This is a genomic window from Sorangium sp. So ce119 (genome assembly GCF_051524405.1).
In the GTDB taxonomy this organism is placed as follows: domain Bacteria; phylum Myxococcota_A; class Polyangia; order Polyangiales; family Polyangiaceae; genus Sorangium; species Sorangium cellulosum_G.
Window position 1 is genome coordinate 9911341 of record NZ_CP150310.1, and the last position, 11748, is coordinate 9923088.

13 protein-coding genes are annotated in these 11748 nt (G+C 73.9%); 9 read left to right on the forward strand and 4 right to left on the reverse strand.

What is annotated here, in order from left to right:
- Window positions 1-14: 14 nt before the first annotated feature.
- Window positions 15-1142, reverse strand: a complete 1128-nt coding sequence (locus tag WME76_RS37485; protein WP_437956960.1) for a hypothetical protein — start codon at window positions 1140-1142, stop codon at window positions 15-17.
- A gap of 119 nt (window positions 1143-1261) precedes the next feature.
- A complete protein-coding gene (locus tag WME76_RS37490; RefSeq protein WP_437956961.1) occupies window positions 1262-2140 on the reverse strand; it encodes a methionyl-tRNA formyltransferase in 879 nt (292 codons plus the stop codon).
- Window positions 2141-2214: 74 nt separating this feature from the next.
- On the opposite strand from WME76_RS37490, the gene WME76_RS37495 reads away from it, so the two are divergent.
- The 9 genes from WME76_RS37495 to WME76_RS37535 all read left to right on the forward strand — a co-directional run bounded on the left by WME76_RS37495 (window position 2215) and on the right by WME76_RS37535 (window position 9013).
- The gene (locus WME76_RS37495; RefSeq protein WP_433930612.1) at window positions 2215-3033 is read left to right on the forward strand and encodes a cell division ATP-binding protein FtsE; all 819 of its coding nucleotides are present in this window, start codon (window positions 2215-2217) and stop codon (window positions 3031-3033) included.
- Window positions 3034-3075: 42 nt separating this feature from the next.
- Window positions 3076-3969, forward strand: coding sequence for a cell division protein FtsX (locus WME76_RS37500; RefSeq protein ID WP_437956962.1), 894 nt, complete (start codon window positions 3076-3078; stop codon window positions 3967-3969).
- Window positions 3966-4979: a murein hydrolase activator EnvC family protein gene (locus tag WME76_RS37505; protein ID WP_437956963.1), complete on the forward strand. Its 1014-nt coding sequence runs from the start codon at window positions 3966-3968 to the stop codon at window positions 4977-4979. Before WME76_RS37500 ends, WME76_RS37505 begins: the two co-directional genes overlap by 4 nt.
- Before the next feature lie 80 nt (window positions 4980-5059).
- On the forward strand, window positions 5060-5833 hold the full coding sequence (gene rph, locus WME76_RS37510; RefSeq protein ID WP_061615156.1) for a ribonuclease PH: 774 nt from the start codon (window positions 5060-5062) through the stop codon (window positions 5831-5833).
- On the forward strand, window positions 5830-6456 hold the full coding sequence (gene rdgB / locus WME76_RS37515) for an RdgB/HAM1 family non-canonical purine NTP pyrophosphatase (protein WP_437956964.1): 627 nt from the start codon (window positions 5830-5832) through the stop codon (window positions 6454-6456). The genes rph and rdgB overlap by 4 nt, the downstream gene beginning before the upstream one ends.
- A gap of 115 nt (window positions 6457-6571) precedes the next feature.
- The gene (locus WME76_RS37520) at window positions 6572-6940 is read left to right on the forward strand and encodes an AtpZ/AtpI family protein (protein ID WP_437956965.1); all 369 of its coding nucleotides are present in this window, start codon (window positions 6572-6574) and stop codon (window positions 6938-6940) included.
- The gene (locus WME76_RS37525) at window positions 6930-7394 is read left to right on the forward strand and encodes an ATP synthase subunit I (protein WP_437956966.1); all 465 of its coding nucleotides are present in this window, start codon (window positions 6930-6932) and stop codon (window positions 7392-7394) included. Before WME76_RS37520 ends, WME76_RS37525 begins: the two co-directional genes overlap by 11 nt.
- Before the next feature lie 218 nt (window positions 7395-7612).
- Window positions 7613-8380, forward strand: coding sequence for a F0F1 ATP synthase subunit A (atpB, locus tag WME76_RS37530; protein ID WP_437286962.1), 768 nt, complete (start codon window positions 7613-7615; stop codon window positions 8378-8380).
- 294 nt (window positions 8381-8674) lie between these two features.
- Entirely contained in the window at window positions 8675-9013 is a 339-nt protein-coding gene (locus tag WME76_RS37535; protein ID WP_437956967.1) for an ATP synthase F0 subunit C, read from the forward strand.
- A 191-nt stretch (window positions 9014-9204) separates the two neighbouring features.
- Here WME76_RS37535 and WME76_RS37540 read toward each other — a convergent pair whose 3' ends face one another.
- Window positions 9205-10488, reverse strand: coding sequence for a L,D-transpeptidase (locus tag WME76_RS37540; protein WP_437956968.1), 1284 nt, complete (start codon window positions 10486-10488; stop codon window positions 9205-9207).
- Between the two features lie 55 nt (window positions 10489-10543).
- Window positions 10544-11689, reverse strand: a complete 1146-nt coding sequence (locus WME76_RS37545; protein ID WP_437956969.1) for an FHA domain-containing protein — start codon at window positions 11687-11689, stop codon at window positions 10544-10546.
- Window positions 11690-11748 lie beyond the last annotated feature (59 nt).

Genomic DNA, 11748 nt, shown 5'->3' on the forward strand with positions numbered 1-11748 from the left:
GCGACGTGACGGTGTCAGAGGTCGTCGTAGAAGAGCGGCTCCCTGTTGCGGGTGAACCGGGAGACGAGCTGGCGCCCTTCCGCCGAGATCTGCGTGATCCGGGCGCCGAAGCCGGGCTCGGCCGAGTCCCTCGAACCGCCGGCCTCGCGCGTCCACCGGACCGTCGCCAGCGCGGTGAACTCGTAGTTGCCCGGCAAGCGGACGCGCAGGGTCACGGCCGTGCCGATCGGCGGGATCTTGTAGGTCGCGACGAAGATTCCGCCGTGCTCGACGACGTCGTTGCCAGCGAGCCCTTTGTAAAAATTCGACGGCGTCAAAGCGCCGAGCTCGACATCGACGACCGCGGCGGGCGCGCGGTTGTCGACGGACTGCAGCGTGGCCTGGAACGGCGGCGCGCTGCGCGCGTCCGCGGCCGGGTGAGCCGGCGGGGCGGGCGCGTGCCGGGGCTGCTGCGGCGAGGGCAGCGTCTGCTGGAGGTGCGGAGGAGCGGCGACCGGCGCGGGCGGCGGGGCCACCGCGACGGGCGGAGGAGCAGCGACGGCGACCGGCGGCGGCGCGGCCACGGCGACGGGCGCGGGCGCAGCGATCGGCGGAGGAGCAGCGACGGCGACCGGCGCGGGCGCAGCGATCGGCGCAGCCACCGCGACGGGCGCAGCGATCGGCGCAGCCACCGCGACGGGCGCAGCGATCGGCGCAGCCGCCACCGCGACGGGCGCAGCGATCGGCGCAGCCACCGCGACGGGCGCGGGCGCGGCCACCGCGACGGGCGCAGCCACCGCCGCCGCGACGGGCGCGGGCGCAGCCACGGGCGCCTGCGCGCCGGCCGCCTGCGCTCTGCTCAGCGCATGCACCTTGCTCAGCGACGACGCGACGTGCTCCATCAGCACGTCCACCACCGGATCGGACACGGTGACGCTCTGCAGGCGGTTCAGGACGTCGCGCACGTGGCCGAGCGCGACGTCGCTGCCGTCGAGGGTCTGCCCCCCGGAGCGCTCGATGCGGTGCATGATGCCCATCGCCTGCGCGATCGGCTCGGCGAGCGCCTCGACCTGAGGCGACACTCCCCCGTTCGACTGGAGCGCATTGAGCGCCGCCGCGAGCAGTTCGCGGGCGCTTTTCGCAAGCTGCGCGGGTTCCGACATGAATCCTCCGAGGGGCGCATCCTACGCGGTCGCGCGCGCGCAGGTTCAGGATTCGATGGCCCGCGAGCCGGCCAGGCGACCCCGCCGGCCACGGCCGCCGGGCGCGCCCCGGCCGGCGGTCACCCGCTCGCGGCGCCCGGCGCGACGAGCGCCGCGAGCTCGCCCGCCGACGCTGGCTCGCCGTCGATCTCCCCCTCCAGCAACGCGACCGCCGTGTCGCCCGTCCGCACGACGACCACCCCGCCCTGGGCCACCGCCTCGCCCGGCGCCAGCGCCTCCGGGAAGCTCGGCGCCGGCGCCGCCCGCAGGACGATGACGCAGGCACCCTCGATCTCGGTCCACGCCCCCGGCGCCGGCGCGAGCGCGCGGACGTGCCGGAGGACGCGCTCCGTCGGCCACGACCAGCAGATGGCGCACGCCTCGTCGTCCGGCGCAGGCGCCGCCGTCGCGAGCGCCGGATCCTGGGCGACGCCCGCCACCTCCTCGCCGCGCGCGAACCGGGCCACCGTGCGTCGCAGGACGCGCAGGCTCGGGCGATCCAGGGCGCGGGCGAGCTGCCACGCGGTCCACGCCGGATCGATCGGGAGCCGCTCCTGGTCCAGGATGTCGCCGGTGTCGTACTCCGCCTCGATCCGGTGCGCCGTGACGCCGCTCTCGGCGTCGCCCGAGGCGATCGCCCAGTAGGTCGGGTCCGGTCCGCGGTGGCGCGGGAGCAGCGAGGGGTGCACGCCGATCCCCCCGAGCCGCGCCGCCCTCACGAGCGACATCGGCAGGCGCGTGGTCCAGAACCAGCTCACCAGGAGGTCGGGCGCGAGCGCCTGGACGCGCGACCTGAGCCCGGGGCGCTCGACGTCGGGGCGCATCAGGAGGCGCTCCCCGAAGACGCGGCGGGCGCGGCGGAGCCCCACCGCGTCGGCGCGGCTGATCGCGGCGAGGGCGATCTCGTGGCCGTCGGCGTGGAGCAGCAACGCCGCGAGCGGGAGGCCGAAGAAGGCCACCCGGAGGGGTCGCCCCTCCGCACCTCGGCCGAAAAGTTTTCCGTGTCCGAGCAGGCTGATAGGTGAAGGGTCCGATGGCGGCGCCCCCCCCGCAAGGCTCATTTCGACCGGCGCTCCGGCCCGGCCACCGCTATGACGCGTCCGCCGCGCGCCGGCCGATCCTGGTGTTCGAGGACGTATATAAGTCGTACCGCGCGGACCAGCCGGTGCTGCGCGGGATGTCGCTCTCGATCGAGCGGGGCGAGTTCGTGTTCATCACCGGCCCGAGCGGCTCGGGCAAGAGCACGCTCCTCCGCCTCGTGCACCGCACCGAGCGCGTGGACGACGGCCGGATCCTCTTCCTCGGCCGGGACATCGCGCGCCTGACCGACACGTCGATCCCGGCGCTGCGGCGCAACATCGGCTTCGTCTTCCAGGATTTCAAGCTGGTCCCGAGCTGGACGGTGTTCGACAACGTGGCGATCGCGCTGGAGGTGCTCGGCCTGCCGTCGCGCCTGCTCCGGACCCGGGTCGGCGAGGCGCTCGAGCGCGTAGGGCTCTCGGGGCGCGGCGGCGACCGGGCGCAGGTGCTGAGCGGCGGCGAGCAGCAGCGCGTCTCGATCGCGCGGGCGATCGTCGGCGAGCCGGCGCTGATCCTCGCGGATGAGCCCACGGGCAACCTCGATCCGCAGCTCGCGATCGATCTGCTCGGGCTGTTCGAGGACATCCACGAGACCGGCACGACGGTGCTGTTCGCGACGCACGATCGGACGCTGCTCGACGTGCGCCCGCGGCGCGTGGTGGTGCTCGACGACGGCAAGGCGACCGACGTGCCGCACGGCCTCGGCGGCGGCGACCTCGCCGGCGGCGAGGACGAGGACGAGATGGATAGCGGCGTGCGCGGCGCGGCGTAGGCCGAGGGCGCCGCCCAGGCGATCGACGGATAGAGGGACCGGATGCAGACGAGCGAACGTGACGATCGGCGGAGGTGGCTTCGCACCTGGCGGGCCGGGAGGAGCGACTGGCGCCTGCAGGCGCTGTCGATCTTCTCGCTCGCGGTCGCGTTCGTCTGCCTCGCGTCGGCCCTCCTCGTGGTCACGAACCTCATGGCGGTGCGCGATCGCTGGTCGCGCGCCGGCCGCGCCACGATCTACCTGCGCGACAGCGCGACCGACGCGGAGGCCGCGGAGCTCGCGCGCGCGCTCGAGGGCACCCAGGGCGTCAAGAAGGTCCGGCTCGTGACGAGCGCCGAGGCGCGGCGCGAGGTGGTGCACGACGACGGCGACAAGGCGCTCGCCGCGCTGCCGCCGAGCGCGTTTCCCGCGTCGCTCGAGGTCGGCTTCACCGAGGAGATCTCGGACGAGGCGCTCGCCTCGATGACCGTGAAGCTGCGCGCGCTGCCGGCCGTGGACACGGTGGAGACGTACCAGCGCTGGACCGAGCGGCTCTCGTCGCTCCTCGGCGGCGGCGTGGCCGCGAGCGGGTGCCTCGCGGCGATCGTCCTCTGCGCCGTCGTCAGCGTCATCGGCTCGACGATGCGGCTCCTCCTGCACCGCCGCAAGATCGAGGTCGAGGTGCTGAAGCTGGTCGGCGCCACCGACGGCTTCGTGCGCCGGCCGTTCATCGTCGAGGGCGCCACGCAGGGCGCCGCCGGCGCGGCGGGCGCGCTGCTCATGCTGGGGGCGCTGTTCCTGATGGTGCGGGGCCGCTTCGATCACGAGCTCGCCAACCTGCTCGGCGTCTCGCCGTCGTTCCTGCCCTGGCCGGTCGCGCTCGGGATGGTCACCCTCGGCGCCGCGCTCGGCGCCGCGACGGCGCTGCTCACGCTGCGCAAGATGGTGGCGGTGTGAGGCGCCGCGCCCGGATCGCGCCGATCGCGCTGGCGCTGCTGACCGGCGCCGCCACGAGCGGCGCGGAGGTCCCGGCGCTGGAGCCGGCGGCGGCGCGCGCGCCCTCGCCCGCCGCGAGGGCGCCGGCCCCGCGCCCGGGCTCCGCGCTGGCGGAGAACGATCTCGACCGGCTGCTCGCGAAGCTCGACGCCGAGGAGAAGGCGCTGCGCGCGGAGCTCGACTCCATCGGCCCCGCGCTGGAGGTCACGCGCCGCCGGATGATCGCGCGCGGGCGCGCGTACTACCGCCACGTGCGCGCCGGCTTCCTCCCGGTGGGCGGCGGGTTCGACGCGCTTGTCGACCACGCCGCCCGCGTGGAGCGCACCCGGCTCGCCCTCGAGCGCGATCTCGCCCGCGAGGCCGAGCTGACCCGGCGCAGCGCCGAGCTCGCCGACCGCCTCACGCACCTCGGCGCGGAGCGCGCGCCCCTCGAGGTGCACCGCGAGGCGATGAACCGCGCCCGGGTCGCGCTCGCCCAGGAGGAGGAGCGCCGCGCCGCGTTCGCGCGCGCGTTCGAGACCAGCGTGCGCCCCGACTACGTCGCCATCTACGGAGCGGACGTGGGGCCCGCCGAGCTCGATCGCCGCGCCGGCTTCCGCTCGCTCCTCGGGCGGCTCCCCTTCCCGATCGCCGGGCGCGCCGAGGTGCGCAAGGTGTCGCGCCGCGGCGCCGGCGGGCCGGGCGTCGAGCTCACCGCGCTGGACGGCGCGCCGGTCCGCAGCGTGGCCGCGGGGCGGGTGGCCTTCGCCGACACCTACGCGGACTACGGGCTCACCGTGATCGTCGATCACGGCGAGCGGCACTACTCGGTGTACGCCGGCCTCGGCGCCGCGGACGCGCGCGCCGGCGATCAGCTCGCGGGTGGGGCGCGGGTGGGCACGGTCGCGAGCGGGCCGGACGGCGCGAAGCTCTACTTCGAGCTGAGGCGCGGCGCCGAGGTGATCGACCCGGGCCCCTGGTTCGGGATGTAGCGGCCGCGGCCCGCGGCGCACCATGCGCGCCGCCGCGAGGCGCGGCCGTGCCCCGCCGGAGATGTGCTAAGGCGGCGCTCGTGAATCGCCCTGACGGTCGCCCCCTCGACGCCCACCGCCCCGTGGAGATGATCCTCGGGTTCCACCGCAACGCAGAGGGGTCCGTCCTCTACCGGGCCGGGAGGACGGTCGTGCTCTGCACGGCGTCGGTCGATCCCACCGTCCCCGCCTGGATGATGGGCAAGGGCGCGGGGTGGCTCACCGCCGAGTACCAGATGCACCCGCGATCGAGCCCCGCGCGCAGGGAGTCGCGCGACGGGCGGGGCAAGGCCCCGAGCGGCCGCACGCAGGAGATCCAGCGGCTCATCGGGCGCGCGCTCCGGGCGGCGGTCGACCTGAAGCAGCTCGGCGAGCAGACGATCGCGATCGACTGCGACATCCTCGAGGCGGACGGGGGGACGCGGACCGCGTCGATCACCGCCGGGTTCGTGGCGCTCGCGCTGGCGCTCGATCGCCTGCGCGCGGCCGGCGCGCTCAAGGGGCCGGTGCTCCGCGATCAGGTCGCGGCGATCAGCGTCGGCCACCTCCCGGGCGGGCTCGCCCTGGACCTCGTGTACACGGAGGACAGCGCGGCGCGCGTCGACATGAACGTCGTGGCGACGGCGGTCGGCTCGATCGTCGAGGTCCAGGCGACCGCGGAGGACGAGGCCATCCCCCGCACGGAGCTCGACAGCATGATCGACCTCGCGCTCGCGGGCGTGGCGTCGCTCGCGAGCGCGCAGCACCGGGCGCTGGCCGACGCCGGCGTGGATCTCTCCGGCCTGTTCCAGACGGACCACTGGAGGGTCGCGTGAGCCGGGAGCCGATGCGCCTGCTCGCCGCGACCTCGAACCGGGGGAAGCTCGCGGAGCTGCGGTCGCTGCTCGCCGATCTCCCGATCGAGGTGCTCTCGCTCGCGGAGGTGCTGCCGGGCGCGCCGCCCGTCGTCGAGGACGGTGAGACGTTCCTCGAGAACGCGCTCCTCAAGGTGCGCGCCGGCGCGCTCCGGTCGTCGATGGTGACGCTCGCCGAGGACTCGGGGCTCGAGGTGGACGCGCTCGACGGCCGGCCGGGCGTGCGGTCCGCGCGCTTCGCGCGGGAGGGCGCGACCGACGCGGAGAACAACGAGGCGCTGCTCTCGGCGCTCGCGGGCGTGCCGGACGACCAGCGTCGCGCGCGCTTCCGTTGCGTGATGGTGCTGCTCGACCCGCGATCCGAGGAGCAGCCGATCGTGACCGAGGGGCGCTGCGAAGGCTGGATCGGCCGGCAGCCCAGGGGAGCGGGCGGATTCGGCTACGATCCGCTGTTCGTCGTGGAGGACTACGGACGGACGATGGCCGAGCTCGGCGAGACCGAGAAGAACCTCGTGAGCCACCGCGGCAAGGCCGCGCGGGCGATGCGGTCCTCGCTCGACGCGCTGATCGCGCGGCGCTGCTAGCGGTGGCTAGCCGCGGCGCCCCGGGCCGGGCGCCCGACGGCGGTTGACCCCGTCCGGGACCGCTTGTAATCGCGACCTGAGGCACCCAGGTACTGCCGGGTGATCGGATCCCCTGATGAAGCAGGATTGGAAGGCCGTCGGAAGCTACGGGACCATCGGCCTCGAGGTGGTGCTGAGCATCCTCCTCGGCCTGTTCATCGGCCGCTGGCTCGACGGGAAGCTCGGGACCGATCCGCTGATGTCGGTGCTCTGGTTCTTCTTCGGGCTCGGCGCCGCCGGCAAGGCGGTCCATCGGGCGTGGAAGGAAATGCAGGCGGAGGCAGCGCGGGAGGAGCGCGAGCAGGGGAACCCCGCGCCGATGTTCGACGACCGGAGGGCGCGGCAGGACGATCGCGCGCCGGAGGACGACCGGCGGGCGGTCTCCGGCAGCGTCGCCCTCGATCCCGACGAGCGGCAGCCCGCGAAGGAGCACGATGAGCGCTGAGCGACGATCCGGGGCGCGCGGCGGCGAGCCGCCGCACAGCGAGCCCGACGCGGAGGAGAAGCCGGGCGTCGGGGACGCGACCATGCGCGCCGTGCTCCGCTGGGTCGCCGGCACCGCCGCGGTCCTGTCCGTGGCCGGGCTGCTCGCGTACGGCGTGCGCGCGGCGCTCGGCGTCGCCATCGGGGGCGCGATCGCCACGGCGAACCTCTACGTCTTCGCCCGCATCGTGGACGCGTTCATCTCGCGGCGGGGCCACACCGTGTCGTGGACGGTGATCGCGATGGTGAAGCTCACCGCCCTGATGGGCGGGGTGTGGCTCATCCTGAAGAGCGAGACCGTCTCGGGGGTCGCCCTGATGGTCGGCTATGCCTCCCTCGTGGTCGGCATCAGCCTGGGTACGCTGTTCGGACCGAAGCCTCCTGCGGAGGGGGCCCCGCCGAGCGCTCCCGGCTGATCTCCCGCGGGGACCGGCGCCGCGCCCGGGGGACCAGCGCGGTACCTGACGTCACCTGGAGCGGGCCTGGCGCGCTCCAAGGGTGCCCATCGTAGGCGAGTTGTGGTAGAGGCGAGGCCCCCTCGACCGAGGGCGAACTCCTCCAAGGCGCGCGAGCGCTCGCGGCCGTCTCAGCACTGCCGCGCGGCTGCCAGCGCGGCGCATCGACGACGAAAGCCATGCCTGAGCATACAGGGTTCCTCACGTACCTCCTGGCGCAGCTCCCCGGGCTCCGGGAGAACGCTCGCAACATCGGCAAGACGTTCATCGGTCACCACACCGTGGACTACCGCGGGACCGAGCCGATCTTCATGAGCCTCCTCATCATCGTGCTGTTCGTGCTCCTCGCCAGCGAGGTGCGCGCGCAGTACCGGCGCCTGAACGAGTCGGTGATCCCGGAGGACAAGCTCACGCTGCGGACGTTCTTCGAGGCGTTCTTCGGCTACTTTTACGGGATGGCCCGCGACGTGATGGGGCCCGTGAACGCGAAGCGGTACTTCCCGCTCATCGGTGGTTCGGCCGCGTTCGTCTTCTTCTCGAACGCGTCGGCGCTGATCCCGGGGGTGAACCCGCCGACCTCGAACCTGAACGTCACGATCGGGTGCGCCGTCGTCGTGTTCGTCCTTTTCAACTACTACGGGCTGAAGGAGAACGGCTGGGGCTACATCGCTCACCTCGCCGGGCCGAAGTGGTACCTGGCGCCGCTGATCTTCCCCATCGAGGTCATCTCCACCTGCGTCCGTCCGGTCACCCTCTCGATCCGGCTCATGCTCAACATCGCGGTCGACCACCTCGTGGCGAGCATCTTCCTCGGGCTCGTCGCGCTGTTCGTCCCGGTGCCGCTGATGTTCCTGGCGATCATCGTCATCACCGTACAGACGCTGGTGTTCTGCCTGCTGAGCTGCATCTACATCGGGCTCGCGACGGAGAAGGCGGATCACCACTGAACGCTTCGCCCGACCGCTCGGTCGGGGCCTACCGGCGCAGCAGAGAACAGCGCTCGGGGGTGAAGAGAAGGCTAGCCAGCCCTCGAAAAACGGATTAGAGGGGCCCCGCTGTCGATGGGTTGCCCCAGAGAGGTGGGTGGATCGCGGAAGCGCGTCCCCTACCGATGCAGTCGCCGAGGTCCCGGGAGCGATCCCCGGAGCTCGATAGGGGGCCGCCCGCGGAGCCCCCGACCCACGCAGATGTTACGCATGCAGCCCCGCGCGGGTTGTGTGGCTTGAAAGGAGCAGATTCGGATGTCGCTGAAGAGCAAGCTGTCGCTGTCCGCCGTTGTCGGCGCTGCGCTGGTACTGGTTCCCGCTATGGCGCTCGCGCAGGATGGCGCGGCGTCGAACAAGTACGATGCGAACTCGTGGCTCGCCGTCGCGGCTGGATTCGCGATCGGCATCGCTGCCCTCGGCGGCACCATGGGTCAGGGGCGCGCCGCGGCGGCCGCCCTGGAGGGCATCTCCCGGAATCCGGGCGCTGCGGCCCGTATCCAGACCCCGATGATCCTCGGCCTGGCGCTCATCGAGTCGCTCGTGCTCCTCTCCTGGGTCATCGCCTTCTTCCTCCAGGGCAAGATCGCCCCCTGAGCCAGCGCTCGCCGCGCCCACCGGGCCCGGCTTCGCTGCTCCTTCCCCCGCCTCCCCTCCGCCCTCTCTGCTGCGCCGGTCGAGCGCTCCGCCCACGGAGCGCCTCGCCCGCGCGCGCGATGTCCCCGCTCCCCGCCGCCGTCGCACGCGCACCGCGCGCCCTGGCCCGCGCGATGCTCCGACGCCCGCTGCTAGCGCACGCGCACCACGGTCCCTGGCTCGTGCGCCGTGGGGAGGACCGCGGTCCATCCGGCGGGGAGCCGGGGCGACGTCCACCAGAACAGCCGCTGCGCGTCGAGCGGGGCCAGGTTCACGCAGCCGTGGCTCCGCACCTGGCCGAACGAGCGATGCCAGAACGCGCCGTGCAGCCCGACTCCCCTGGAGAAGTACTGCACGTAAGGGACGTCCTCCATCCGGTAGTAGCGATCGGCGCCCTCGTCCTCGAGGTTGTCCATGTCCGAGGTGAGCAGCTTGGCCCAGACGCGGTAGGTGCCGGCGGGCGTGGCGCGCGGCGACCCGGGCGCCCCCTTGCCGGTCGAGACGAGCGTCGCGAACACGGGGCGCCGGCCCTCATACGCGACGAGCGTCTGCGTCGATCGCTCGACGTCGATCCACCGCTCGCCCGCCTCGACGTCGACCTCGGGCGGCGGCGGCGCCACCGACGGCCGCCGGAGATCGCGCGCCGCGATCCACGCCGCGCCGTCGCCGTCCGCGACGCGCGCGAGCTTCCCCGACGCGCCCTGCGCCTCTTCCAGGTAGGGGACGACCTCGAACCGCGCCTTGCTCTCCTCGGTCCGCGCGAAGCCCGCCGCCGTCCTCCGGAAGAGCGGCGCCTTCTCCGACACGACCCACGCGGTCGCGATCTGCTCGGCGCCCGCGGGCACGTCCACGCCGTGAAAGGCGAAGGCGCGCACCGGGCCGAGATCGCGCATCGGCACCCAGAACCCGCTGTTCGTGCGGCCGTACCGCGCCCCGCCCTGGGCTCGCTCCTCGACGATCGCCACCGCGAAGCCGGGCTCGAGCTGCGCGTCCGGCGCGTCGATGTCGGCCGCCTCGGCCCGGCGATAGCCGAAGGTCCCCTCGGGGCCGACGAAATAGTACCGGTACGGCAGCCCGTCCGGCATGTCGCGCCACGTGCGCACCAGCGGGCTGATCGGACCTGCGGCCGAGAGCTCGACGGCGTCGTCGCAGACCCAGGCGGTGGCGCCCACCTCGAGCCAGCGCCCGAGGCAGCCGTCGCCGCGCCGGACCGCGAAGATGGGGAGCTGCACGTTGCGATCGACCGAGCCGCGCCGGCGCGGGTTCTCGCCCGGCGCCTCGAACAGCGGCTGATCCCGCTTGAGCACGCGCGCGCTCTTGACCCACGCCGGGAGCGGGAGCTCGCCCGCCGGCACCCACGGCGGGGGCTGCGAGGCGAAGACCGCCCCACCCCAGACCGCCGCGCCGAGGGCGGCCGCCGCTGCGGCGCTTCGCATCCCCCTCTCGCGGCGGGATCCCGGGACGCGGCGCGCGCTCAAGGACCTGCCGCGATCAGCGGTACGAGAAGCGCACTTCGTGGTCGCAGATCCGGAAGAGGTCGCCCTCGACGATGGCCTTCCGGGCGATGCGCTGGCCGTTGTACTCGACGCCGTTCGTCGAGCCCATGTCGACCATGTAGTACTGGCCGTTCAGGAACTCGACCATGGCGTGCTGGCGCGACACGTTCGGGTCCTTGATCGTCAGATCGCTCGACTGCTTGCCGCGCCCGATGATGAACCGGTCCTTGTTCACCACGAAGCGCTGCCCCGCGTAGAACGCGGCGAGCACCGGGCCGGCGGGGACCTGGTTCGGCATCCCCATGGCCATCGGCGGCGGGCCCGGCACGCTGCTGGCCGTCGGCGGCGCAACGCCGTACGGCGGCGACACCGGAGGTCCGATCGGCGAGGCGTACCCGGTCACGCTGCTCATCGGCGGGGGCGGCGGCGGCCCCGAGCGGCCCGTCGGCGCGCCGGGCATGCTCTGGCGCCCACCGGGGACCGAGGCCTGCGACGGCAGCGGCGGCGGCGCGCCGAGGCGGGTCACGCTGGTCGGCGGGGGCGGCGGCGGCGCGCCCATGCGGCCCGGGATCGGCGGCGGCACGGGCAAGCTGGGCCGCTTCCCGCCGGCGTTGCTGCTGCCGGGCGGCGGCGGGGGCGGCGGCGGCGCGCCCTGCCGGACTTGCCCGGGCGGCGGCGGCGGCGGCGTGAGCGCCGGGACCGGCGTCGGCATCGGCCCCACCGGCGGCACGCCGTAGGGCGGCGACGGCGCGCCGTAGGCGGGCGCGCCGGGCGATGCCCCGTAAGGCGACCCGCCGACCGCCGGCTGCTGCTGCAGCGAGACGCCCCCGCCGAAGGGCGGCGGCGAGCCGGGCGTCATCAGCCCGGGCGGCTGGAGCGGCGGGTTCGGGGGCATCGCATTGGCCTGATGAGCGTGCGCGATCGCCTGCTGACCGGAGCCGGGAGGCGCGTCGACCCTGGCGGGCGGCGGGAAAGGCGTGCGCGGGCTGTAGCTTCGCTGCCGCGCGTACTGCTTCATCGACTCGTTGATGAGGTAGTCGATGGAGCACTCGAGCTCGCGCGCCATCTGCTCGAACGTCTCCCAAAGGACATCGCGACACTGGAACGTCCGTGCGCTTTTCTTGTTCGGATCCGCGCTCATCTCTACCCAACGATAATGGAGGATGAATTGCGCTGGGAAGCCTCCTCCCGGCCTCTTCC